Genomic DNA, 22,878 nt, shown 5'->3' with positions numbered 1-22,878 from the left:
CTAACTCCTCGGATGGAAGTCCTTGATCACCTGCTTTAGATAGTCTCTGTCGAGGTGCGTGTAAATTTCTGTGGTAGTGATAGACTCATGCCCCAGCATTTCCTGTACGGCACGAAGGTCGGCACCTCCCTCAATTAAGTGGGTCGCAAAAGAATGGCGGAAGGTATGGGGGCTTACTGTTTTCTGAATCCCTGCTTTGGCAGTAAGGTCTTTAATGATAGTAAACACCATTACCCGCGTTAGCTTGGCACCACGGCGGTTCAGGAAAACGTAGTCTTCGTAACCTTTCTTAATAGTCAGGTGGCAGCGTACCCCATCCAGGTACAGGCGGATATGCTTCAGTGCATCCCGGCCAATAGGCACCAGGCGCTCCCGGTCACCTTTACCAGTTATCTTCAGAAAGCCCATGTCTTCATACAGGTTACTGATGCGCAACTCTAATAACTCTGACACACGCAGACCAGAGCTGTAAAGCGTCTCCAGCATAGCGCGGTTACGCGTTCCCTCCGGCGTAGACAGGTCTATGACAGCAAGCAGTTCTTCTATTTCATGAAAGGCAAGTGTGTCAGGCAATTTACGATCCAGTTTAGGAGCTTCTATGGTATCGGTAGGGTCATGCGCGAGCATATCTTCCATAATCAGGAACTTATAAAAAGCACGAATACCGGACAGAGTACGTGCCTGAGAATGGGCAGTCATACCTAGTTCTGTTATCCACTCCAGAAAATCACGCAGTACTTCAGGTGTTATCTGCTCAGGCTGTACTTCCAGGCCTTTAAAACTTAAAAATTCTGTCAGCTTCCGGATATCGCGCTGGTACGCCTCTACAGAGTTGCCCGACAGCGACTTCTCAAGCCGAAGGTATTGTTCAAATTGCTTTATACAGATTGGCCAGTTCATAATCAGGAGGAAAGACTCGTAAAGATAAAAGATAGAATATGCATGGTTTGTCATATTCTATCTTTTATATGACTTTCTTTTATCAATGATAACAGCAAAGATAGTTAATCCTTACCTTTGTACCTTTGGAAATCAGCTATAACGCATACTTAAACCCAAATGAAGATACTCATTCTGAACGGGCCTAACCTGAACCTGCTGGGCACCCGGGAAAAATCTATTTATGGTAGCCGCTCTTTTGAAGATTATTTCGAAGAACTGAAAGAAGATTTCTCAGACCTGGAACTAACTTATTTTCAGTCTAACACAGAAGGTGTTCTGATTGATAAACTGCATGAAGTAGGTTTCTCATACAAAGGTATCGTGCTAAATGCAGGGGCCTACACACATACCTCTGTTGCTATTTCTGATGCTATAAAGGCAATAGATTGCCCTGTAGTAGAAGTGCATATTTCTAATGTTTTCGCCCGTGAAGCTTTCCGGCATAAAAGTATGATTGCTCCTTACTGCACAGGCAGTATTAGTGGCTTTGGGCTTGACAGTTATCGGCTTGCATTACAATACTTTGAGCGTATGAAGCCAAAACAAATCGGATTTGGTGTAAAGAATTCGTAACAATTCCTGTACAGCTACGTCTATTTAAAACTTAAAAACCTATTATATAGCACTTGTGCTATACTTTTGCTACTTTCGCCTTTATGCTTAACTTTTATCCAGGCCCATCTAAAGTATACCCTGAAGTACGTAACTATATGGTAGATGCGTATGACGATGGTATATTAAGCGCGCCCCATAGAGGAGAGCATTTTGTACAGTTGTCGCGTACGCTGCTAGGCTTAATAAAGCGTAAGCTTAACATTCCGCAGGATTACTATATCTTCTTTACTTCTTCTGCCACTGAATGCTGGGAGGTGCTTATTCAGAGCCTTACAAAGCACAAAAGCTTCCATATATACAATGGCTCCTTTGGCGAGAAGTGGTGCGAGTATGCCCGGAAACTACGTCCAAGTTCTGAAGGTACTGCTTTTGACCTGAATGAGCCCATGCCTGTCGAGCAGCTAAACATCTCCTCCGATACAGAACTGATTTGCTTTACCCAAAACGAGACCTCTAACGGAACCCAGGTATCGCCGACAACCATACTTAACCTGCACAACCGTTACCGCGACACACTAATAGCTGTAGATGCGACTTCATCTATGGCTGGTCTGAACCTGAAGTTTATAAAGGCTGATATCTGGTTTGCCTCTGTTCAGAAGTGCTTTGGTTTGCCAGCCGGACTGGCGCTAATGGCCTGCTCCCCCCGCTCAATTTTCAGAGCCAAGCAAATGGGGCAAAAGGCACATTACAACAACCTGGTATCGATGTATGAGAAAATGCTCAACTACCAGACCACACACACGCCCAATGGGCTTAACCTCTACCTAATGAAGCGGGTGCTGGAAGACAGAGTATTTATAAAGAGCATCGACAAGCAGCTAACAGAGCGGGCTCTGGACCTCTACACTTTCTTTGAGCAATTCACCGATTTTAAACTATTGGTAGAGAACCATGAAGTTCGCTCTAAAACAGTTGTAGCCATTCAGGCGCAGGAACGGATAATAGACGAGATGAAGAAGCGGGCAATGCACCACAACATAAGGTTGGGGAATGGCTACGGCCCGTGGGCTCGGAATACTGTTCGTATTGCTAACTTTCCTGCCATACTCGACGAAGAATACGAAGAGCTAAAACGCTTTTTCCTTCATTATTACGCCTAGTACGTTACCTTTGCTTTTTTATTGTTCGCTGTAAGCTTCTATAGCCAAAGCATGGTAAACAACCCGTAATTGGTATAAACAAAAATGTTTAGCTTAAAGGAAATTGCCTCTGTTACGCTTACTCTCTTTGCCGTAATTGATATTATTGGCTCAATCCCTATTATTATTGACCTTCGTAAGCGTGAGGGGCACATAGAGTCAGAGAAAGCCACGCTTATTTCGGGGGTACTAATGATTAGTTTCCTGTTCCTGGGCCAGTCAATTCTACAGTTATTTGGGATTGACTTTCAGTCCTTTGCCATGGCAGGTGCTGTTATTATTTTCCTGCTGGGTTTAGAGATGATTCTTGGTAAAGATTTTTTTCATTCAGATCCTGAATCGAAGAGTGGCTCTATTGTACCTCTGGCTTTTCCACTAATTGTTGGCGCTGGTACCATGACAACCTTACTGTCTTTACGGGCAGCCTATTCATTGCCAAACGTACTGATCGGAATAGTCATAAACCTTATTTTCGTGTACATTGTGCTAAAGGCTTCCAGCTGGATAGAACGTAAACTTGGTAAAGACGGAGCCAATGTTTTACGTAAAGTATTCGGTATTATATTGTTAGCCATTGCTATCAAACTTTTCAAGACAAACCTTTAATCAACTTTGAATGAATAGAGTAGCTGAATAATAGAATATGTACTTCTTTAGCAAAGTGCAGGTACTATGATTATATAATTCTGTTATTCAATCATTCATAATTTCAGTTACTTCCTAAATGATCGAGCTTTTTACAGATGGTGCTTCACGTGGAAACCCTGGCCCGGGTGGCTATGGCGTAGTCCTGCGCTGGAAGCAGCATGTTAAAGAAATATCCGCAGGCTACCGCAAAACAACCAACAACCGTATGGAGTTGCTGGCTGTAATTGTGGGGCTGGAAGCCATAAACAAACCGGGCATTCCCGTTACCATATTCTCTGATTCTAAATACGTAGTGGATGCCGTAGAAAAACGCTGGGTATTCGGCTGGCAGAAAAAAGGATTTGCCGGAAAAGCCAATGCAGACCTGTGGCAGCGCTTCCTCCGTGTGTACGCTAAGCATAATGTTAAATTCGTCTGGATTCGCGGCCACGCCGGCCACCCCGAAAACGAACGATGCGACGAGTTAGCTGTTGCCAGTGCCCTCTCTCCGAACCTGCTCATAGATGAAGGCTTTGAGTCAGGAGCATTTAACAGTAAGTAATTGAGCTTTGAACAATAGAATTGCGGTTGAAGTTATTCGTAATAAGCACTTAAGAAAGAGTTAAACATAGTTTTACAACCAGTTCAATTCATTTAATCCATTTAAAGTTAAACGTGGCAAACTCCTACTTTCAGTTTAAACAGTTTCGGGTAGAGCAGGACAAATGTGCCATGAAAGTCTGTACCGATTCCTGTGTGTTCGGAGCCTATGTAAATGTAGCACAGGCAAAACGGATATTAGACATTGGCACAGGCACAGGTTTGTTAGCTTTAATGGCAGCACAACGAACAAATGCTACTGTAGATGCTGTTGAGATAAATCCGGATGCACAAATTCAGGCTAAAGAAAATTTTTCCAACAGCCCGTGGGCAGCGCAGTTGCAATTACATGCTGAAAGCCTGCAGCAGTTTGCAAAGCATAGTCAACAGCATTACGATCTTATACTTTCCAATCCACCTTTCTTTCTGTCTTCACTTAAGTCTGACAATACAGCAAAGAATATGGCCAAGCATACCGGTGAACTTTTATTTGAAGACATACTAGTTTTCACAAAACAGCACCTAATACAGCAGGGTAAACTTTGCTTGCTCTTACCTCCTCCTGAAGCAGCCTACTTTGCAAAACTAGCTTCCGCTTACAAAATACACTTATCAGAAACAGTAGAAGTTTACACCCGCATCGGAGGGAAATGCATTCGCCACATCCAGACTTATGCTTTTGAGTTGTCAGGTGAGCCTATCGTAAAAAAGTTGTTCATCAAAGATGAAAACGATGTAGACTATACTACAGGTTTTAAAGAATTACTGCGAGCTTATTATCTTTTTATAGATTAGAAAGCACCTCTCAAGTCAGCTATTTCTGCTAAGCAGAAGCCAAGACCGCAAGCTACATAAGCCTTTTTTTCTCCACAAACTCAATTTCTAAACTGCTTTAGCTCTTCCAGCCACTGGTTTATATAAGTCCGGGTAAACAGGTATAACAACGCCATGCCGTTTCACTTTACCCTGCAACAACAACTTAGTCAGTACACCTACAGGCAAACCAACTGTTTTAGCCATAGCAGTATGCACCTCATCTTCACCGGTTATAACCAGTGTGGAAGACTGCTCATGCTTTTCCCCATTCAGCTCATATTCAATAAAATGCTGCATCACGACCATGTCCTTATCTCCAGGCTCCAGTAGCCACTTCTCTTTTAGTATCTTTTCCAGTACCTGAGCGGGAGTAGCATCAGTAAGTAACACAGGAGTATCTGTAAGCAAATCGAGCCACTTTAGCTTTTGCATCACCTCGCCACCTTCCATAACACCTAAATAGGTACTTAGCCGCTGTTCAGTTGTCTGGTGCATTTCAGCAGTAGGAGGCAGAAAAGACTCCACATTACGTTTGTATGTCATGGTCTCTGAGCCACTTAAGGTGTAACTATCATCGGTAAACCCTAACTGTACAAAAACATTCCAGGCTTTGCAGTAGCCTTTACGGCGCAGAGTACCACGCAGCATCGTTGGGATATCCTGCAAACCATACAACTCTCTATAATTTAACGAGTACTGGTTAGCATAACCCTCAAATGAACCGTAACCGTCTACATATAAATCCTCTGCCTGGCTGAATAACTGGTGGTACGGAATGTATTTATATAACCCGTCTTTGATGTACTTTGCAGTTCCCTGCCCGGCCAATACCACATTCCGGGGGTTCCAGGTAAACTTGTAATGCCAGGGGTTGTTGTCATATTCCGGGGCTACTAAGCCACCTGTATAAGACTTAAAAGCTAATAGCTTACCACCTTTCTCTTTTACCTGTTGTATTGCCGCCATAGCCGACATGTGGTCAATACCAGGGTCCAGCCTACACTCCATAAGTAGTGTCAGTTCTTTCTCCTTTGCTTCCTCGTGCAGCTCCTGAAAAGCGGGGCTTACATAAGATGCCGTAATAAGATGCTTTTTAAGCTTTACACACTCCCGCGCCACCTGTATGTGGAAAGCTGCCGGTAACAGAGAAATCACAAGGTCTGCTCTACTTATCTCTCCTGATTGCTGCTCCTCGTTATGTACATCAAAAATAATGGCTTTGGCGAAAGGTAAAGGCTCTACTGTAACCTGAAGGTGTGCGACAGTTATATCTCCTATAGTTATTTGCCAACCTTCAGCAGGGCGTTGTTCAAGAGATACTTAATAAGAGAGGAGGCCGAACGACCAGCGCCCAGCAGCAGAATATCTTTCATAGTTGGATGAGGTTTAGGTTTTAAATTAACTATTAGAGAGGCAAAGCCAAAGAATTAAAGTGGTATTATCAACATATTAAGTTATATTTATAGCCCTTTTCTAATTTTGACTCTTAATAGAAGAAATGGTAAATAAGCTAAATATAAATATCAGTGTGGATGTGCTGGCTCCGGGTGAGCTAAGTGAGCAAGAACTAAAGGCCATGCAGTTGGCCCAGCAGGCTGCTAATGATGCTTACGCTCCTTACTCAAACTTTTTAGTAGGTGCTGCACTTGTATTAGAAGATGGCAGCATGTTTAAAGGTAGTAACCAGGAAAATGCTGCCTACCCATCTGGTTTATGTGCAGAACGTACAGCACTGTTTGCTTGTAGTGCTCAGTATCCTGATAAAAAAATAAAGATGCTTGCCGTTACGGCCCGCCGCAGAAGCGAATCAGAACACGTACCGGCAATGCCATGTGGTGCCTGCCGGCAGGTAATGGCAGAATACGAGCACAAGCAACAAGAACCCATACCAGTGTTACTGCAAGCTCCTGATAAAAAATTCTATCGCTTTAAATCGGTAGCTGACATGCTTCCATTGCTGTTTACGAAAGATAACCTCTAGCCTGGTACCACATAAAGGCCACAATTTCAGGTTTCTACTCTACTGCCTATGCAAGAAAGCAAACTGATCGTTTCCCGCACTGCCCGTTATTATACGCAGGGTACTCCATCAAAACAAATAAAACACTTGTGGATTGTGTGCCACGGATACGGCCAATTGGCACGCTACTTTCTGCGGCAGTTTTCTGTATTGGAAAATAAAGATACATTAGTGGTAGCACCGGAAGCTCTTTCCCGCTTTTACCTAGAAGGGTTTTCAGGTCGTGTCGGCTCCACCTGGATGACTAAGGAAGATCGCTTATCAGAGATTGAAGATCAGGCGAACTACCTTAACCTACTTCTCAAAGAACAGTTGCGGCAACTCCCCGACGATGTAAAAGTAACAGTACTAGGTTTTTCACAGGGAGGTGCCGCCGTTTCCCGATGGCTGGCTTCAGGTCAGGTGCCGTGCCATCGGCTCATCTTATGGGCTGCGTCCTTTCCGGAGGATATTACCTTTGATGCTAACAGCCATGCGTTCAGAGATGTTCCGGTTTCCGTGGTATATGGTACACAAGATGCATTCATAACTCCTGAGACACTGCAAAAGCAACAGCAACTCATGCAAAAACTGGGTATCATTCCCTCCACTTATACGTTTGAGGGCGGCCATACCATAAATAAGGAGATGTTATCAAGGCTAAATAAACAAATGATTTAATTTGACCAGTTATATACTTTATTCAATCATTCCGTATTAATTCGCTCTCTCCCACATTCCTTCCATTACTACTTCAAGCAAATGACTATCCGGGTCCCGAAAGTAGAAAGACAGGTAACCTCCTCCCCAATCATATTCTTGTTCAATAGGGATATCCTGCTCCTGCACTTTATGCTTTAAAGATTCATAAGCTGTCTGTTCTACCTCAAAGGCTAAGTGCAATTGTCCTGCGCCAAAGTGCGGAGGTAAAGTCCCTCCATCTTTAGAGACATCTGCTATAAAGCAAAGCAAAACTGAACTACCCGCTCTGAAAAACACATGTCGCCCTTTTACCTCTCCTATCATGTCTAACCCTAGCTTACCATTATAAAAAGCTTTGGCACGTTCCAGATCAGCGACATAAAGGCAGGTTTCTTTTATCTTTTTAATATTCATGATTGAGAAGTTCTTAACATCATGCTCCTTTTACCTACGGAGAAACAACAGGCTGAGTACTTTTTCCGGTAAAATCAACTTTAATTATAAGGCTGCAAAGCACACTTATGAGCCTGGCTTTGTTAAAAGCAGCTTTACCAGTTTTATCAATATCAATGTTTTAACTATATTAACGTTGCCATAATAGAACCTTACCTGATTATGATACCTTAAGATGTATATGCAGCTTTATTGCTGTTGATTCATATTTATAGGTTCTATCAGTAAAATAAACAGCATTACAATTAACTAAACAACTCTAATTCTAACTAATTACCCTCACAATGCTTAAACCTTACAAGGCCCTAAGTTTACTATTGCTTACGGCTCTGATTCAAACATCCTGTTCTACTTCCAGATCATCTGCAAACACAAACCAGGCTGTAACCGCAACGCAGGGAGCTGAAAAGCCGAAGCCTACCTCTAAAAACGGCATCAAAAATTACGCTGATGTTATTACTAAAGAGGCCGTGTCTGACAAGGGTGTGTTTACAGTACACAAAGTAGCAGACAAATATTACTATGAGATTCCAGACTCCCTCCTGCAGCGCGACTTTCTGTGGATAACCCGATTTGCCAGCTTACCTTCAGGGCTTGGTAACGGTTATATAAACGCAGGTTCCTCCGTAAATGAGCAGATGGTTGTGTGGCAAAAGTTTGAGAACAAGCTCCTCCTGAAAACTAAATCCTATAATAGCATTGCCGCAGACTCGCTGCCTATTAATCTTTCGGTGCTAGCAAACAACTATCAGCCTACCATTTATGCTTTTGATATTGCGGCACTTTCTAACGACTCCTCAGCTTATGTAATTGATGTTACCAAGTTCTTTTTAAGCGATATTAAAACTTTCAGCGGCTTAAGTGCCGACATGAGACGGAACTATAAAGTAACGAAGCTGGACGATAGCCGAAGCTTTATCAACAGTGTCAAGAGCTTTCCGCTGAACATTGAAGTAAAGCAGGACTTTACTTATGATGCCACTGAGCCACCTTCTAATGCAACCACTGGCTCCATTAGTCTGCTGATGAACCAGTCGATGGTACTTTTACCGAAAGTACCTATGCAGGCCAGAATAAATGATTATCGTGTTGGCTATTTCAATATCAGGCAGATTGACTATGGTTCTGAAGCACTGAAAGCAGACGAGAAATCCTACATTCGTCGGTGGAGACTGGAGCCTAAAGATGTGGAGGCTTATAAGCGCGGTGAATTGGTAGAACCTATAAAGCCCATTGTATATTATCTTGACCCGGCCACGCCTGATAAGTTACGACCTTACATTAAAGCTGGTGTAGAGCAGTGGCAAAAGGCTTTTGAGACAGCCGGTTTTAAGAACGCAATCATAGCCAAAGATCCGCCGTCACCGGAAGAAGACCCTGATTTCAGCCCGGAAGATGTACGTTACTCTGTTATCCGGTACGTGGCCAGCACTACCAGAAATGCTGTGGGCCCGAGCGTATCTGACCCTCGTTCGGGAGAGATTATTGAAAGTGACATTATCTGGTACCATAACCACCTCCGATCGTACAGAAACAGGTATTTGCTAGAAACTGGTGCTGCTAACCCTGGTGCCCGCACCCTTAACACACCTATGGATGACCTGGGAGAAATGATGCTGGAAGTGATCACGCACGAGGTAGGCCATGCGCTTGGTTTACCTCATAATATGAAAGCCAGCTCGGCCTATCCTACCGACTCGCTAAGATCGGGCAACTTTACACAGGAGTATGGTATCGCCGCCACTATTATGGACTACGCCCGTTATAACTACGTAGCACAGCCTGGTGACAAAAACATTCGTTTTATACGGCAGCTAGGCCCTTACGACCACTACGCTATTAACTGGGGCTACCGCTATTTACCAGATGCCAAAAGCCCGGAAGATGAGGTACCGGTACTTTCGGCATGGATCAAAGAAAAGACAGGCAACCCTATATATCAGTTTGGCAGCGGTAGCGGAGGCTACGACCCCGACAGCCAGACAGAAGGCATTGGTAATGATGTGGTAAAAGCCAGCAATTATGGTCTAAAGAATCTGAAGCTTGTCGCTCCTAAGCTATATGGCTGGACTGCCGCACAGACAAATGACTATGATGACCTGGATGAGTTGTACGGAGAACTGTTAGGTGTGTGGAGCCGCTACATCGGGCATGTGGTAACGAATATAGGTGGCGTGCATGAAAACCGCCTGAAGCCAGACCAGAAAGGCTATATTTACACGCCTGTTACTGCCAAAGAAGAGGCTGCCTCTTTAGACTGGCTTTTAAAGAATGCTTTTTCTTCGCCGGAATGGCTGCACCAGTCAGAAATAAGCCGAAACATTCACCATGCAAACCATGTGGAAAGCGTACGTAACCTGCAGGTAAGGCACCTGGACAACCTGCTTTCCTCTGCCAGAATGGCCCGTTTAATGGAAAACGAGGTAAACAAGGTAAATTATAATGCCTTAGATATGGTAAAGCAACTGCAGCGAGGCATCTGGAGTGAGATTTACAGCGGAGCCCAGATTGACATCTACCGAAGAAATCTGCAAAAAGCTTACCTAGACAGAATGGACTACCTACTGAACAAAGAAGAATCGAAACCAACCAGGTATAATAGCACAACTGTTGAGATCAGCCAGTCAGACATCCGTTCCATTTTACGCGGAGAGTTAGCCAACCTGCAAAAGCAACTAAGAGCTGCTCAACGGAACTACTCCGGTGACCTTAGCAGGTACCATATTGATGATGTATTAGTCAGAATAGACAACATACTAAACCCCAACAAGAATTAGCTGCATGAAGCATATTTTGAAAAGAGCTCCTTTAACAGGAGCTTTTTTTATACTCTTTGCTTAAAGAACTTGCACAACAGGGGCAACAACAGTTTTATCAACAAAACAAATGCTTAAATATTACTATTTGAAACAAACACGCAGCAGTTTTCCGTAAATAATAAGCTTGGGCTTTACTGGCCCTACCATTCAACTAACTATTTATGAAACTTATGTGGAAAGTAATATTGGTATTTATGTCGGTGCTTGCGCTGGTTTTCTTTTTTACAGGTGACTTCTTTTTATCAGCCCCAGCAAGTACTGAAAACACAGCTAATAAACTTGAAACACTCGCAAAATTAGACAAAGAGGTAGAAGAAAGTTCTGGCATAGAGCAAATACCAGGAACAAATAATAAATACCTAACGCACAACGATGCAGGAAACAAGCCTCGCCTTTACCAGATAAATGAGCAGGGAGAAGTAGAGCAAACGTACAAACCTGATTTACCAAACGTAGATTGGGAAGATTTAACCCAGGATAACAGCGGCAATTTTTACATTGCAGATACAGGTAACAACAGTAACAAACGTAGAGAACTGGCTATTTATAAACTTAAGCTAGGTAATTTGGAGCAAGCGCAGGCCATTCGATTTTCTTATGAGGATCAGGATGAATTTCCCCCATCTAAGAAAGACCGCAACTTCGATTCTGAAGCTATCTTCTGGCATAACAATAAGCTATATTTGATATCAAAAGACCGGGGACGTAGTGAAACTGCCAAAGTTTACCAGTTACCTGACCAACCAGGTAAGTATCAGGCAAAGCTAATCGGAAGCATCAAAGTTAAAGCTCAAATAACAGGCGCTGCTATAAGCTCTAACGCTGAAACTATCGCGCTGCTGAGTGACGAAAAGCTGCATATTATTAACGGCTTCAACTCTGTTGAAAACTTTTATGAGGGCGAACTACAGAACATTTCTCTTAAAGAGGCAGGCCAGACAGAAGGTGTAACTTTTATAAATGATAATACTTTGATGTTGACCAGTGAAGGGGGGAATCTGTACAGATACAGTTTACAAACCGCTTCGAGTGCCACTCACCAGTAGCTTATAAATGAAGAAGCCCTGCCTTAACTAAGGCAGGGCTTCTTCATTTATAAGGAGTTTTTATTTGCTTTTAGCAGGGCTATCAGGTAATCGTCCTCCAGGAAGAGCTGGTTTAGGGTTTATTATTACCTTTATCAGTATCGCGATTCCTACTAAAATCAGAGGTATACTTAGCAATTGCCCCATATTAAGCGCCATGGTATCTTCAAATGCTTCCTGGTTCTCCTTCAGGAACTCCACCAAAAACCGGAAAGAGAACAGCACTGTAACGAAAATACCAAACAAGAGACCACGAGGCAGTTCTGATTTCTTTTTAAGCCATAGCCCGTAAAGTAGCACAAACAATAAAAACGCTGCTAATGACTCATAGAGTTGTGTTGGGTGGCGAGGCACTTGCGAAAACTCAGTGCTGCGCAAAAATATAAAGCCCCAGGGTAAATCTGTAGGATGACCGAATATCTCCGAGTTCATCAGGTTACCTAACCGGATAAAAGCGCCACCTAATGCTACCACAACTACAATGCGGTCCAGTACCCACATGTAATCAAACTTTTGTTTGCGGCTGAAAAGCCAGAGGGCTAATAAAATACCAATGGTTGCTCCATGGCTGGCTAATCCTCCCTCCCATATTTTTAAAATCTCAATAGGGTTACTCAGGTAATAATCAGGAGCATAAAACAAGGTGTGTCCTAAGCGGGCTCCAATAACAGTACCTATAATCATGTAAAGCGTGAGTACATCAACGTCTCCCTCGGTGCGACCTTCAGCCACATACATTTTTGACATGATTATCTGACCGAATACAAAGGCAAGGGCAAAAAACAAACCGTACCAACGTATAGTCAAAGGGCCAAGACTGAAAATCTCTGGATCAACATTCCAGGTGATATAATGTAGTAAACTCATGTGCAGGATTATGTTCAGCCAAAGTTACAAGAATTCAGGCAGTGAAAAAACGGAAAGCTTAGATCAATATTATCTATACCCTATGCTCTGATACAAAAAGTAGTAGAATACTTAAATTTCTAGCAGAATGGCTCTTAAAACAACAGACTAAGCACACATTTTATTAGTATTGCCTGGTCTGTTATTTTATTATATTTCAGATCAGCGGGTAATGTTATCCAATTTACCAAGTTCGTCTTTGAACCCTCCGCTCAGTATTGGGAAACGGAGCCAACTGCGAGGGTCCAGGTTATAATCATCTAAATGAAACGACGGTGCAAAACGCTCACGCTTCCACTGGTTTCTTCCCCATAGTGTATAAAACTTTTTTACCCATTGCTTTAGTGTTTCAGGAGAGGCAACTCCCTGATCCAGCAACTGCTGGTATACTTTATCCGGTGCTAAGCGATCATAAAACGCTAACCGCTCAATCTGGTTCAACACTTCATATGGCATCAGGTCCTTTTCGTCTGTCTGTGCTTCCTCAGACGGACGAAGCTCTGCACTTGGCTGCAAACTATTCACATACTGCAAGCCTTCATAGCTTAACTCCTGCTGAGCCCACAGTAGTAACTGTCGTATAAATGCTTTATCTATACCTGCTATGGGTGATATACCGCCAGCAGTATCCCCATCCATAGTCGTATAACCTACAGCACCCTCACTTCGGTTAGAGGTAGCCATTAACAAAGCATTCTTAATATTTGTGAGCATCCAGATGCCAGGAGCACGCACACGCGCTTGTATATTTTGCAGTGTTATATCATCGTGCTCCCAGGTTAGCGGCCTGTGTAGTGCTGACTCTATTTTAGAAGTGTAACTTTGTACTTCTTCATCAATGGTCCAATTATAAAAGGCGGCGCCTATTGAATCAGCCAGTCCTTTAGCTGAATTAAAAGTATCATCAGAAGAATTGACAGTACCTTGGTAAGCACAGGTAAGTAACCTGCTTACCAACTCTTTTACCGCCTGGCCTTCTGGCATAGCCTCAAATTCAGCCATTTCCGCAGCTGAAAACATTTTAGCCTTAGCCACAAATGCCGATACACCTAAGCTTTCAATACCTCTTCGCACCATTTCAGCTACTGCCACGGCACATAACGAGGAATCTGCACCGCCACTTAACGAAAGTACAAAGCCACGGCTATAGGTCTTTCGCATATAGTCGAACAAGGCTAAAGTAAGAGCGGCAAAAACTTCTTTGTTCTCATCAATAGGTGGCAAATATTCTATCGTTTCTTCTATGGTAGGGTTATCAGAAAAGCATACTTCAGCACACTCCATATCCACATTTTTGTAGCACAGCAGCTCATTACGCCTGATCAGCTTTCCATTCTGAGCTATCAGCACCTCCCCATCATAAATCATTCGCCCAGCCTCATTGCCTAATAAATTAGCATATACATAGGCACATTGGTACTTCTTAGATGCATCTACTACTAATCTGTAGCGAATATCTGTCTTGCTTAGTGCAAAATGACTGGCACTTGGGTTTAGTATCAGCTGAACTCCTTTGAGCACGTGGCGCTCAGCCGGACGGTTTGGTCGCCAGGCATCTTCACATATCTCAAACGCATACTTAACTCCCTGCTCTTCATAAATTATATCTCCAACAGAGTAAATATTGCCAAGCATTTCAAACTCTTGCACTACATCGGCTGGCCAGGGTGTAAACCAACGAGGTTCATAATGTACCCCGTCGTTGGCTAAGAATTGTTTAGCCGTAAAACCTACAATTTCTCTGCTTTTTATAACACAGGAAGTGTTATAAACATTATTTTCAAGCCAGAGCGGAATACCAACACAAACTGTTATGTTCTCGCACCATTCCTTTATCTCCAGCAGCTTAAGAAAGGCTTCCTCAGCGAGCCAGGTACTCAAAAATAAATCTTCACAACCATAGCCTGTTATGCAAAGCTCCGGTAACACCAGAATGTCTACATTATTACTTATAGCTTCTGTAATGGCATCTTTTATATTCTGTAGATTGTTTTCCCAATCAAGAGGGGTTTGATTTAAGGCGGCACCAGCCAGCATTAATCTTGTTTCTTCCATGGAGTTCTATAACGCAACTAAGTGAAAGCAAGTTAAGTGATGTCTGCAAAAAAATATAACGGATACGAAAGAAAAAGAAGCTTAAAGAGAACATAGCAGCACTTTCTCCTTAAGGAGAAAACTTCTGATATCAATTGCTAGTATCAGGAAAATGGGTTGGCGGGAAAGTTTAAAGCACAGAAGCAGTTCACTTTGTGAATTAGCAGAGTATAAGCTTCTACGTCAGAGATAGGTTTGGTCAGTTCATCTCTATGTTAGTAGAACTTCCAACCATAAATCTGTTCAAGCTCATTAAACTAATAAGATCCGAAAAACTGAACGACTCAAAATAATATAACACAGCAGTTCAACTTATAAACCAAAGCCTATAGTAGCTAACTGATTTTCAGGAACTCCAAGCTTTTTTCAGCGGCTGCCTGTTCTGCTTTCTTTTTAGAAAGTCCTACACCTATCGCAATAGGTTTGTCGTCTATATAAACTTCGGACGTAAATTCTGTGGTGTTGCCCTGCTGCCTGCGCTTTACTATTTCAAAGCGAATATCAAGGTTCTGGCTCTGTGCCCACTCTATCAACTTACTCTTAAAGTTAGAAGTGGTATTAACCAGTTTGTGCAGGTCCACGTGTGGCTTTACAAGCTTATTTAATATAAAACGGCGGGTATCATTATATCCTTTATCAAGATACACAGCGCCTACCAATGCCTCCAGAGCATTGCCATTTACAGACTTATGGCGCATACCTTGGTTAGAGGTATCTACCTTAACCAGCAGGTTTAAGCCAATTTTCAAGGCTATCTGATTCAGAGACTCACGGTTTACAATTCGTGAACGTATTTCAGTCAGAAAGCCTTCGTCTTCATAAGGAAATTTATTAAAAAGATGCTCCGCTACAACTGAACCTAATATCGCATCACCCAAAAACTCCAGTCGCTCGTTTGTCTCATGCTTGCTAACAGCAGCCTGACGGACAAACGAGGTATGGGTAAGGGCAAGTTTATATAAGCGGATATTATCGGGTGTGTAACCAATAATGCCGGCAATCGCGCGTACTAAATCTTTGTCCTTTGTAAAAACTTTTTGATAAAAGCGCCGAACCGGTTTAAATGGGCCAAACACTAATCGTTCAATTGACGGAATACAACAGAGGTATTATGACCACCAAAGCCAAAGGTATTACTTAAAGCAATTTTAACTTCACGCTCCTGCGCTTTATTAAACGTCAGGTTCAGACGAGGATCAAAAGCTTCGTCGTCATTGAAATGGTTTATCGTTGGCGGAATAACATTATTCTGAATAGCCAGGATAGATGCAATAGACTCAATAGCACCAGCAGCACCCAACAAATGCCCAGTCATAGACTTTGTAGAGCTTATGTTCATGTTATAGGCATGATCACCAAATACACGCTGAATTGCTTTTACCTCTCCCACATCACCTAGTGGTGTAGAAGTACCGTGTACGTTGATATAGTCAACATCTTCAGGTTTAATATTGGCATCACGCAGTGCATTTTTCATCACGTTAAACGCGCCCAAGCCTTCAGGGTGTGGTGCCGTAATATGATGAGCATCGGCAGACATACCGCCTCCGATTATTTCAGCATAAATTTTGGCACCGCGTCTTTTAGCATGCTCATATTCTTCTAGAATGATAGCACCGGCGCCTTCTCCTAACACAAAGCCATCACGGTCTTTGTCGAACGGTCGGGAGGCAGTTTCCGGAGAGTCATTTCTTTCTGAAAGGGCCTTCAAAGCATTAAAACCACCGATACCGGCCTCCGTTACAGCAGCTTCAGAGCCACCACTAACCACCACATCAGCCATTCCTAACCGGATATAGTTAAAGGAATCAATCAGGGCATTTGTAGCAGAGGCACAAGCAGAAACTGTTACAAAATTAGGACCACGGAAGCCATATTTAATTGAAATATGCCCCGCACTAATGTCAGCAATCATCTTCGGAATGAAGAAAGGATTGAAGCGTGGAATACCACCGCCATTGGCGAAGTTCACACACTCCTCCTGGAAAGTACGTAAACCGCCTATTCCAGATCCCCAGATAACGCCAATGCGATCAAGATCAACATTGTCTTCGATCAGTCTGGCATCTTTTACAGCCTCGTCGGCTACAACCATCGCAAACTGAGTAAAAGGGTCCATTTTACGGGCCTCTTTTCGCTCGAAGTAGTTTTCTGCCTCGTATCCTTTTACTTCACAGGCAAACTGCGTTTTAAACTTACTTGCATCAAAACGTGTGATAGGCGCAGCCCCACTCACGCCGTTAGTCAGACCATTCCAGTATTCAGAAACAGTATTTCCAACTGGCGTGAGTGCGCCTAGCCCAGTCACTACAACTCTCTTAAGCTCCATAAGCTGCTAGTAGAGGATAGATAGTAGATTTTTTGAATAAAATAAAAAGGGAAGTTCTTATTTCGCGTGCTCTTCAAGGTAGCTGATAGCTTGGCCTACAGTACCGATGTTTTCAGCTTGATCATCTGGAATAGAAACGTTGAACTCTTTCTCAAATTCCATGATAAGCTCAACGGTATCCAATGAATCAGCGCCAAGATCGTTAGTGAAGCTCGCCTCCGGAGTTACCTCTGACTCTTCAACACCAAGCTTATCGATAATGATAGCTTTTACTTTTTCTGCGATTTCTGACATTTTTCTTATAGTTAATTAAAACACTGTGCAAAGAAATATATTTCAGCAGACAATGTCAAAAAAAATTACTCTATTCGTCCTTGTGCAAAAGTTTTATGCAATATCAGCCATTTTAATCTCAGACCTTCTTACTTTTGGGATTCGGTATGGCATTATATGAAAACGTTGAGCCTAGATGTGGAATATGATTATAATTTTGACCTGTATGGAATGGTATCGTCAGGAAAAGATTATAAATTAGCGTGGTCATTAAATAAATTGCTTGGGTTGCACCTTACAAAGCAGCAAGACCTGATTTACAATCTGTTTGATAAAGAGCAACTGGTAATTTCTAATTATGAGCACAGCAGCGAACACAGCGTTGTGCGTTTGTTTTGTAATAGAGCATTAGGCACCAGTACATTAAAGAAGCCTTATTTGCTCCCAGATATAAAAGAGTATGATTACTTGCTGCAAATTACAGGGGCTTTGCAGGAGTTGTGTACCCAAGATTTTATTACTAACTTATTACGTATACCTTTAGTACAGTACATTAAAAAATTTGACCCTCTTACACTTAAGTTTAAGGAAAACCTTTTATTCTAATTTATGGAAGTATCTTTTAACAAGACAAAAGTTCTTGCTACAGTAGGCCCTGCTAGCAACAGTTATGATATGCTTTTGGCGCTTGTACAGGTAGGTGTTGATGCATTCCGCCTCAACTTCTCACACGGAGCGTACTCTGAGCATCAGAAAGTGATTGATCATGTACGTAAAATAAATAGTGAACATAACACAAACATATGCCTTGTTCAAGACCTTCAGGGGCCTAAAATAAGATTGGGCGATGTTGAAAATGGCAGTGTTGAGATAGTAGAAGGCCAGCACATAAAATTAGTTTGTGATGGCTCTGTTAGTACTGCTGATAGATTATCTACTATTTATACAGGCCTGGCCAAAGATGTAAAAGAAGGTGATGCCATTCTTTTGGATGATGGTAAGCTTGAATTAAAAGTTCTGTCTACTGACAAAGAACTTGAAGTAGTAACGGAGGTTGTTTATGGTGGTATTGTAAAGCCTCGTAAAGGTATAAACCTTCCTAACTCTAAAGTTTCTGCTCCGTCATTAACTGAAAAAGACGTTGAAGACCTTCACTTTGGCCTTGATAATGATGTAGAATGGGTGGCGCTATCGTTTGTGCGTACTGCAGAAGACATTCATGAAATTAAACGCATTATTGCTGAGCGTGGAAAAGACACACGTGTAATTGCCAAAATTGAGAAGCCAGAGGCTATCACTAACATCGACGCCATTATTGAAATCACAGATGCTATTATGGTGGCCCGCGGTGACCTTGGTGTAGAAGTTGGAATGGAGCAAGTACCAATGATTCAGAAAATGCTGATCGAAAAATGTAACAAGGCTGCCAAACCTGTTATTGTCGCTACGCAGATGATGGAAAGTATGATTGTGAACCCTCGTCCGACACGTGCAGAGACAAACGACGTTGCGAATGCTGTAATTGATGGTGCTGACACTGTAATGCTTAGCGCAGAGACAGCCGTAGGTGCATATCCTATTGAAACCATCCGCAGCATGAACTTAACTATCAGCAATGTAGAGAACCGTGCTAATATCTTCTATAAGCAATATACACCAAACCATAACTCTGAGACATTCTTGCACGACAGCCTGGTAGCTAATGCCTGCAGCCTTGCCCGCGACACAAATGCAAAAGCAGTTATCGGCATGACGAAGTCTGGTTATACTGCTTTCCAAATTATCAAGCACCGACCTAAGGCAGATGTATTCATCTTCACACAAAACCCTAGGCTCCTGAACACATTAAACCTGGTTTGGGGCGTTCGAGGTTTCTATTATGATAAGTTTGAAACTACTGATGCTACTATCACTGATATAAAAGAGACTTTGCTGCAAAGCGGACACATTACTACAGGCGACGTATTTATCAACATGGCCAGCATGCCTCTTAATGAGAAGAAGCGTACTAATATGATTAAATTAAGTATTGCCTAAACATAAAATTATACACATCAATAAAAAAAGCGGGAAGCGTTATAAACGCTTCCCGCTTTTTTTATTGATGTAAACGTTAACTACTAATTATCCAGGTTAAGATCTACTCAATCTGGTTATGTCTTCTGATGTATAACTCTACCCTTAGGCTTCTAGTTAAGAATAATTGGTTTGCCTGATAAACATGTGTTAATCAAGTTACTGCCTTTTAAAGGCTGTTACATATCTTTCTAAAACTAGTCATTGATGCTACTGGCTGCGTTATTTCAAGCGAAGCGATGATTGATTCGACAAAGAAAAGATTGTTCAGGCACCACCGCTTTGAAAATGTATTTCTGCACCATTCCATAAGAGAGCATATTTATCTGCTCTCTCAGAACTTGGATTACAAACCTTATCCCCTTCCTTGAAAAGGCAATCGTTATTATTTGTAAACTGGCACAAATTGTCTTTGTCGTACTCACTTGAATAACCATGCAGGTTATAGCTTCCGTTCCCCTGATTATCAATAGTATAAATTTTTGTTCGTATCCATGTCCAGATAAGAACTAGGCTCATCCTCGTTCTTATCACAGGCTATTAAGGTTATGACAGCTAAACCTAAGTAAACAGCTCTTCTCATACACAGAAAGCAACTGTTTAAGCACAAAAAGCCTTACACGGAAAGTGTAAGGCTTCACAATAGGAGTTACCAACAAAAACTAAGCTGCAGTAGCCAGGCTATTAACGTATTTCGCTAATCTTGACTTATTGTTAGCTGCTTTGTTTTTGTGGATGATGTTTTTCTTAGCCAGACGGTCAATCATAGAAGAAACTGTCTTGTACAGTTCTTGCGCCTCGGCTTGATCAGTCGTGTTTGTCAGTCTTTTGATGAAAGTACGAGTAGTTTTCGCCTGATATCTGTTACGAAGACGTTTTGCGTTGTTCGCTCTGATTCTCTTTAATGCCGACTTGTGGTTAGCCATATTATTCTATAATAATTAATTCTTTTACTTCCGTTCCTTGAATGAGTTTGCAAAGGTAAAGTGTTTACTTTTAATATCAAAGAGTATCCTAATATTTTTATTATACCCTTATTTATAAGCTTTTACACCTGTAAAGCTTTCTTGCTACAGATGCTATCTTTTACAAACAGTACTTAAATAGCTCACGCTATTTGTAAAGCAAAACTACATATTCTAAACATTATTTCCCAACAAGTGCCATTTATAAAGTCACAAAACATAAAGTCAGCTTCAAGGGAAATTCGCTCAAAGTAAATTAACTAACTTTACTTTAATGAGCAATAGCTTATGTTCTGGCGCTTCAATATTGGTAACAACATTCATGTAATGCCTGAACTTATCGGCTATAAAAGACCGTTAAATAAATATTGATCAGCTTTTTACCTTATTTTTGGGAGCTAAGGAAGACACAAATGCCAGTTGTAGCATCAAATTACAAACCACCATTCTATTTTTTTAATGGCCACCTTCAGACCATAATTCCAGGCCTTTTCCGGCAGGTTGAGGGCGTGGAGTACGAGCGGGAGCGCATTGTAACACCCGACAATGATTTTATTGATGTAGATTGGTCAAGAGTTGGCTCTAAATCACTCTTGATTCTTTCACATGGTTTAGAGGGAGATTCAGGCAGGCCTTACATTCTGGGTATGGTGAGGGAGTTTAACAAGCGCGGCATAGACGCTCTAGCATGGAACTACCGCAGTTGCAGTGGTGAACCTAACAAGTTACTCCGCTTCTATCATCTTGGTGCCTCTGACGATCTCAATTCTGTAGTACACCATGCACGCGGCAAAGCCCACTACGATACTATTTATCTGGTAGGTTTTAGCGCCGGAGGCAATATTACCCTTAAATATCTAGGCGAAGCCCCTAACCTGGTACCAAAGGAAGTAAAGCGTGCAGCGGCTTTTTCTGTTCCTATTGATCTCAAAGCTTCTACAAAAAAAATATCTAAGGTGTATACGCGTCGGTTTATGAAGACACTGGTACAAAAGCTAGAGCAAAAAAAGCAGCTTTTCCCAGGCCAACTAGACCTGAATGATTACAGCCTGTCCTGGTCTTTTCCAGAATTTGATGATCGTTATACGGCACCTCTACATGGCTTCAAAAACGCTGATGAATATTATGCCCGCTCCAGCAGCAAACAATTTCTGACAAACATTCAAATACCAACGCTTTTAGTTAATGCCCAAAACGATCCGTTTCTTGCAAAAGAATGTTACCCTATAGAAGAAGCCAACCAAAACCCCAACTTCTATTTTGAAGCTCCAGAGCAAGGAGGGCATGTAGGTTTTCCGGAAGGCTTCCGCAATAACATTTACTACGCTGAGGCAAGAGCGGCGGCATTTTTATTAAAAGAAAAATAATTTCAAGCTACTCCTGACAGATAAGTAAGCTACCACAGCCCTAAAAGGCTATAGCATCGTTACATACACTACTTTTTTGGTTTCAAAGAACTCCTCTGCAAAGAAATCTTTCAATTCAAAGGTTTCTGTTATCAGGCCAGACTCTGCTAGTTCCTCGGTTAAATCGCCACCTTTTAAGTAATAAATTCCTTTGTTAGGAATATCACCTTTTTTAAAGCTGTTTGCCACCCACGGGTAAAAGTTTGCCAAGCGAGTTACGGCACGGCTCACCACATAATCAAACTTCTCACGCACTTGTTCTGCTCTGGTGTGAGAGGCTACTACGTTTTGCAAATGCAGCTCACGCGCAATCTCCTGAACCACATGTATTTTTTTTCCGATAGAATCTACAAGGTGAAAACGCACTTCCGGAAACATAACGGCCAATGGCAAGCCTGGCAAGCCTCCTCCTGTACCTACATCCAGCACATGCGCCTGATCAGGGAACTGAATAACCTTCGCTATACCCAGTGAATGCAAGATATGGTGTACACCCAGTTGCTCCATATCTTTTCGTGAGATCACGTTTATCTTCTGGTTCCACTCCTGGTACAGTTCACCCATCTGCTCAAACTTTTGGAGTTGGTCTTCAGTCAGATCAGGAAAGTAACTAGATAGTAACGTACGAATAGTGGTAGAATGAGACATCCTTTAAGTTATAAAGTAAGAATTATGAAGTATAGGGCTATCAAGCCATTAAAAAATATAAAACAGCGGCAACAAAACTTACTATCGCCACAACAGCTAAAGCCATAAAGATATCAGCTAAAAGCACAACTCCTGCATTCCTGAACTGCCCTTCAAACTTTCTCTCTAGCTCCTGCTGCACCTTTTTTTTGTTCCGGTAGCGAAGGAATAAGTATCCTCTGCCGAATAATGAAAGTATCTTTTTGCCAATCATAAATTCCATAGAGAAGTAAAGTTCCGCCGGAAAAACGATAATAACTGCAAAAGTATAAAATACCACAGACACAGCGAAAACATAAAGCCTCCGCTAATGTATAGCGGAGGCTTCATCAAAATTATCAA

Annotated in this window: 24 protein-coding genes; 12 read left to right on the top strand and 12 right to left on the bottom strand. The window is 42.1% G+C overall.

Annotation, left to right across the window (positions count from 1 at the left end; all coding sequences use genetic code 11):
• Nucleotides 1-900: a site-specific tyrosine recombinase XerD gene (gene xerD / locus LN995_RS07300; RefSeq protein ID WP_229960053.1), complete on the bottom strand. Its 900-nt coding sequence runs from the start codon at nucleotides 898-900 to the stop codon at nucleotides 1-3.
• A 159-nt stretch (nucleotides 901-1,059) separates the two neighbouring features.
• On the opposite strand from xerD, the gene aroQ reads away from it, so the two are divergent.
• The 5 genes from aroQ (at nucleotide 1,060) to LN995_RS07275 (ending at nucleotide 4,721) form a co-directional block, all read left to right on the top strand.
• On the top strand, nucleotides 1,060-1,515 hold the full coding sequence (gene aroQ, locus LN995_RS07295; protein WP_229959879.1) for a type II 3-dehydroquinate dehydratase: 456 nt from the start codon (nucleotides 1,060-1,062) through the stop codon (nucleotides 1,513-1,515).
• An 83-nt stretch (nucleotides 1,516-1,598) separates the two neighbouring features.
• Nucleotides 1,599-2,660, top strand: a complete 1,062-nt coding sequence (locus LN995_RS07290; protein WP_229959877.1) for an aminotransferase class V-fold PLP-dependent enzyme — start codon at nucleotides 1,599-1,601, stop codon at nucleotides 2,658-2,660.
• An 84-nt stretch (nucleotides 2,661-2,744) separates the two neighbouring features.
• Nucleotides 2,745-3,305 carry a MarC family protein gene (locus tag LN995_RS07285; protein ID WP_229959875.1) on the top strand — a complete coding sequence of 187 codons (561 nt, stop codon included), beginning with the start codon at nucleotides 2,745-2,747 and terminating at the stop codon, nucleotides 3,303-3,305.
• Nucleotides 3,306-3,423: 118 nt separating this feature from the next.
• On the top strand, nucleotides 3,424-3,888 hold the full coding sequence (gene rnhA, locus LN995_RS07280; RefSeq protein WP_229959873.1) for a ribonuclease HI: 465 nt from the start codon (nucleotides 3,424-3,426) through the stop codon (nucleotides 3,886-3,888).
• A gap of 113 nt (nucleotides 3,889-4,001) precedes the next feature.
• Entirely contained in the window at nucleotides 4,002-4,721 is a 720-nt protein-coding gene (locus LN995_RS07275) for a tRNA1(Val) (adenine(37)-N6)-methyltransferase (protein ID WP_229959871.1), read from the top strand.
• Nucleotides 4,722-4,808: 87 nt separating this feature from the next.
• Here the strand turns inward: LN995_RS07275 and LN995_RS07270 are convergent, their stop codons facing one another.
• A complete protein-coding gene (locus LN995_RS07270; RefSeq protein WP_229960051.1) occupies nucleotides 4,809-6,011 on the bottom strand; it encodes a saccharopine dehydrogenase C-terminal domain-containing protein in 1,203 nt (400 codons plus the stop codon).
• A 229-nt stretch (nucleotides 6,012-6,240) separates the two neighbouring features.
• Here LN995_RS07270 and cdd point away from each other — a divergent pair, with 229 nt between their 5' ends.
• Together cdd and LN995_RS07260 are read left to right on the top strand one after the other, a co-directional pair.
• Nucleotides 6,241-6,723 carry a cytidine deaminase gene (gene cdd / locus LN995_RS07265; RefSeq protein ID WP_229959869.1) on the top strand — a complete coding sequence of 161 codons (483 nt, stop codon included), beginning with the start codon at nucleotides 6,241-6,243 and terminating at the stop codon, nucleotides 6,721-6,723.
• Nucleotides 6,724-6,771: 48 nt separating this feature from the next.
• Nucleotides 6,772-7,422, top strand: coding sequence for an alpha/beta hydrolase (locus LN995_RS07260; protein ID WP_229959867.1), 651 nt, complete (start codon nucleotides 6,772-6,774; stop codon nucleotides 7,420-7,422).
• Between the two features lie 36 nt (nucleotides 7,423-7,458).
• On the opposite strand, the gene LN995_RS07255 is transcribed toward LN995_RS07260, so the two are convergent.
• Entirely contained in the window at nucleotides 7,459-7,857 is a 399-nt protein-coding gene (locus LN995_RS07255) for a VOC family protein (protein WP_229959865.1), read from the bottom strand.
• A 323-nt stretch (nucleotides 7,858-8,180) separates the two neighbouring features.
• Between LN995_RS07255 and LN995_RS07250 the strand changes: the two genes are divergently transcribed.
• Nucleotides 8,181-10,673 (top strand): zinc-dependent metalloprotease, encoded by a 2,493-nt coding sequence (locus LN995_RS07250; RefSeq protein WP_229959863.1) that lies wholly within the window; start codon nucleotides 8,181-8,183, stop codon nucleotides 10,671-10,673.
• Nucleotides 10,674-10,885: 212 nt separating this feature from the next.
• On the top strand, nucleotides 10,886-11,761 hold the full coding sequence (locus tag LN995_RS07245; RefSeq protein WP_229959861.1) for a hypothetical protein: 876 nt from the start codon (nucleotides 10,886-10,888) through the stop codon (nucleotides 11,759-11,761).
• Nucleotides 11,762-11,821: 60 nt separating this feature from the next.
• On the opposite strand, the gene lgt is transcribed toward LN995_RS07245, so the two are convergent.
• From lgt to LN995_RS07220, 5 genes are all read right to left on the bottom strand, one after another.
• Nucleotides 11,822-12,667, bottom strand: coding sequence for a prolipoprotein diacylglyceryl transferase (gene lgt, locus LN995_RS07240; protein WP_229959859.1), 846 nt, complete (start codon nucleotides 12,665-12,667; stop codon nucleotides 11,822-11,824).
• Nucleotides 12,668-12,868: 201 nt separating this feature from the next.
• Nucleotides 12,869-14,761, bottom strand: coding sequence for an NAD(+) synthase (gene nadE, locus LN995_RS07235; protein ID WP_229959857.1), 1,893 nt, complete (start codon nucleotides 14,759-14,761; stop codon nucleotides 12,869-12,871).
• A 374-nt stretch (nucleotides 14,762-15,135) separates the two neighbouring features.
• A complete protein-coding gene (gene rnc, locus LN995_RS07230) occupies nucleotides 15,136-15,876 on the bottom strand; it encodes a ribonuclease III (protein WP_229959855.1) in 741 nt (246 codons plus the stop codon).
• Nucleotides 15,876-17,129: a beta-ketoacyl-ACP synthase II gene (gene fabF / locus LN995_RS07225; protein WP_229959853.1), complete on the bottom strand. Its 1,254-nt coding sequence runs from the start codon at nucleotides 17,127-17,129 to the stop codon at nucleotides 15,876-15,878. The genes rnc and fabF overlap by 1 nt, the downstream gene beginning before the upstream one ends.
• Nucleotides 17,130-17,186: 57 nt before the next feature.
• Complete coding sequence (locus LN995_RS07220) at nucleotides 17,187-17,423, bottom strand: acyl carrier protein (protein WP_026462992.1); 237 nt, start codon at nucleotides 17,421-17,423, stop codon at nucleotides 17,187-17,189.
• 156 nt (nucleotides 17,424-17,579) lie between these two features.
• On the opposite strand from LN995_RS07220, the gene LN995_RS07215 reads away from it, so the two are divergent.
• Both LN995_RS07215 and pyk read left to right on the top strand, forming a co-directional pair.
• Nucleotides 17,580-18,008: an IPExxxVDY family protein gene (locus LN995_RS07215; RefSeq protein ID WP_229959851.1), complete on the top strand. Its 429-nt coding sequence runs from the start codon at nucleotides 17,580-17,582 to the stop codon at nucleotides 18,006-18,008.
• A gap of 3 nt (nucleotides 18,009-18,011) precedes the next feature.
• A complete protein-coding gene (pyk, locus tag LN995_RS07210) occupies nucleotides 18,012-19,439 on the top strand; it encodes a pyruvate kinase (RefSeq protein WP_229959849.1) in 1,428 nt (475 codons plus the stop codon).
• Nucleotides 19,440-19,745: 306 nt separating this feature from the next.
• On the opposite strand, the gene LN995_RS07205 is transcribed toward pyk, so the two are convergent.
• Nucleotides 19,746-20,012 (bottom strand): hypothetical protein, encoded by a 267-nt coding sequence (locus LN995_RS07205; protein WP_229959847.1) that lies wholly within the window; start codon nucleotides 20,010-20,012, stop codon nucleotides 19,746-19,748.
• Between the two features lie 128 nt (nucleotides 20,013-20,140).
• Nucleotides 20,141-20,404, bottom strand: coding sequence for a 30S ribosomal protein S20 (gene rpsT, locus LN995_RS07200; protein WP_229959845.1), 264 nt, complete (start codon nucleotides 20,402-20,404; stop codon nucleotides 20,141-20,143).
• A gap of 452 nt (nucleotides 20,405-20,856) precedes the next feature.
• Here rpsT and LN995_RS07195 point away from each other — a divergent pair, with 452 nt between their 5' ends.
• Nucleotides 20,857-21,810, top strand: a complete 954-nt coding sequence (locus LN995_RS07195) for a YheT family hydrolase (RefSeq protein ID WP_229959842.1) — start codon at nucleotides 20,857-20,859, stop codon at nucleotides 21,808-21,810.
• A gap of 48 nt (nucleotides 21,811-21,858) precedes the next feature.
• Here LN995_RS07195 and rsmG read toward each other — a convergent pair whose 3' ends face one another.
• Both rsmG and LN995_RS07185 read right to left on the bottom strand, forming a co-directional pair.
• Nucleotides 21,859-22,497 carry a 16S rRNA (guanine(527)-N(7))-methyltransferase RsmG gene (gene rsmG, locus LN995_RS07190; protein WP_229959840.1) on the bottom strand — a complete coding sequence of 213 codons (639 nt, stop codon included), beginning with the start codon at nucleotides 22,495-22,497 and terminating at the stop codon, nucleotides 21,859-21,861.
• 40 nt (nucleotides 22,498-22,537) lie between these two features.
• Nucleotides 22,538-22,816, bottom strand: a complete 279-nt coding sequence (locus tag LN995_RS07185) for a hypothetical protein (protein ID WP_229959838.1) — start codon at nucleotides 22,814-22,816, stop codon at nucleotides 22,538-22,540.
• Between the last annotated feature and the right edge of the window lie 62 nt (nucleotides 22,817-22,878).

The sequence above is a fragment of the Pontibacter silvestris genome, from assembly GCF_020907275.1.
GTDB lineage: Bacteria > Bacteroidota > Bacteroidia > Cytophagales > Hymenobacteraceae > Pontibacter > Pontibacter silvestris.
This window is presented reverse-complemented; position numbering and strand designations above follow the sequence as displayed.

Bases quoted from the DNA above. Each gene is read 5' to 3' on its own strand.
- xerD (WP_229960053.1), bottom strand. From the start codon at position 900: ATGAACTGGCCAATCTGTATAAAGCAATTTGAACAATACCTTCGGCTT.
- aroQ (WP_229959879.1), top strand. From the start codon at position 1,060: ATGAAGATACTCATTCTGAACGGGCCTAACCTGAACCTGCTGGGCACC.
- LN995_RS07290 (WP_229959877.1), top strand. From the start codon at position 1,599: ATGCTTAACTTTTATCCAGGCCCATCTAAAGTATACCCTGAAGTACGT.
- LN995_RS07285 (WP_229959875.1), top strand. From the start codon at position 2,745: ATGTTTAGCTTAAAGGAAATTGCCTCTGTTACGCTTACTCTCTTTGCC.
- rnhA (WP_229959873.1), top strand. From the start codon at position 3,424: ATGATCGAGCTTTTTACAGATGGTGCTTCACGTGGAAACCCTGGCCCG.
- cdd (WP_229959869.1), top strand. From the start codon at position 6,241: ATGGTAAATAAGCTAAATATAAATATCAGTGTGGATGTGCTGGCTCCG.
- LN995_RS07260 (WP_229959867.1), top strand. From the start codon at position 6,772: ATGCAAGAAAGCAAACTGATCGTTTCCCGCACTGCCCGTTATTATACG.
- LN995_RS07255 (WP_229959865.1), bottom strand. From the start codon at position 7,857: ATGAATATTAAAAAGATAAAAGAAACCTGCCTTTATGTCGCTGATCTG.
- LN995_RS07250 (WP_229959863.1), top strand. From the start codon at position 8,181: ATGCTTAAACCTTACAAGGCCCTAAGTTTACTATTGCTTACGGCTCTG.
- LN995_RS07245 (WP_229959861.1), top strand. From the start codon at position 10,886: ATGTGGAAAGTAATATTGGTATTTATGTCGGTGCTTGCGCTGGTTTTC.
- lgt (WP_229959859.1), bottom strand. From the start codon at position 12,667: ATGAGTTTACTACATTATATCACCTGGAATGTTGATCCAGAGATTTTC.
- nadE (WP_229959857.1), bottom strand. From the start codon at position 14,761: ATGGAAGAAACAAGATTAATGCTGGCTGGTGCCGCCTTAAATCAAACC.
- fabF (WP_229959853.1), bottom strand. From the start codon at position 17,129: ATGGAGCTTAAGAGAGTTGTAGTGACTGGGCTAGGCGCACTCACGCCA.
- LN995_RS07220 (WP_026462992.1), bottom strand. From the start codon at position 17,423: ATGTCAGAAATCGCAGAAAAAGTAAAAGCTATCATTATCGATAAGCTT.
- LN995_RS07215 (WP_229959851.1), top strand. From the start codon at position 17,580: ATGAAAACGTTGAGCCTAGATGTGGAATATGATTATAATTTTGACCTG.
- pyk (WP_229959849.1), top strand. From the start codon at position 18,012: ATGGAAGTATCTTTTAACAAGACAAAAGTTCTTGCTACAGTAGGCCCT.
- rpsT (WP_229959845.1), bottom strand. From the start codon at position 20,404: ATGGCTAACCACAAGTCGGCATTAAAGAGAATCAGAGCGAACAACGCA.
- LN995_RS07195 (WP_229959842.1), top strand. From the start codon at position 20,857: ATGCCAGTTGTAGCATCAAATTACAAACCACCATTCTATTTTTTTAAT.
- rsmG (WP_229959840.1), bottom strand. From the start codon at position 22,497: ATGTCTCATTCTACCACTATTCGTACGTTACTATCTAGTTACTTTCCT.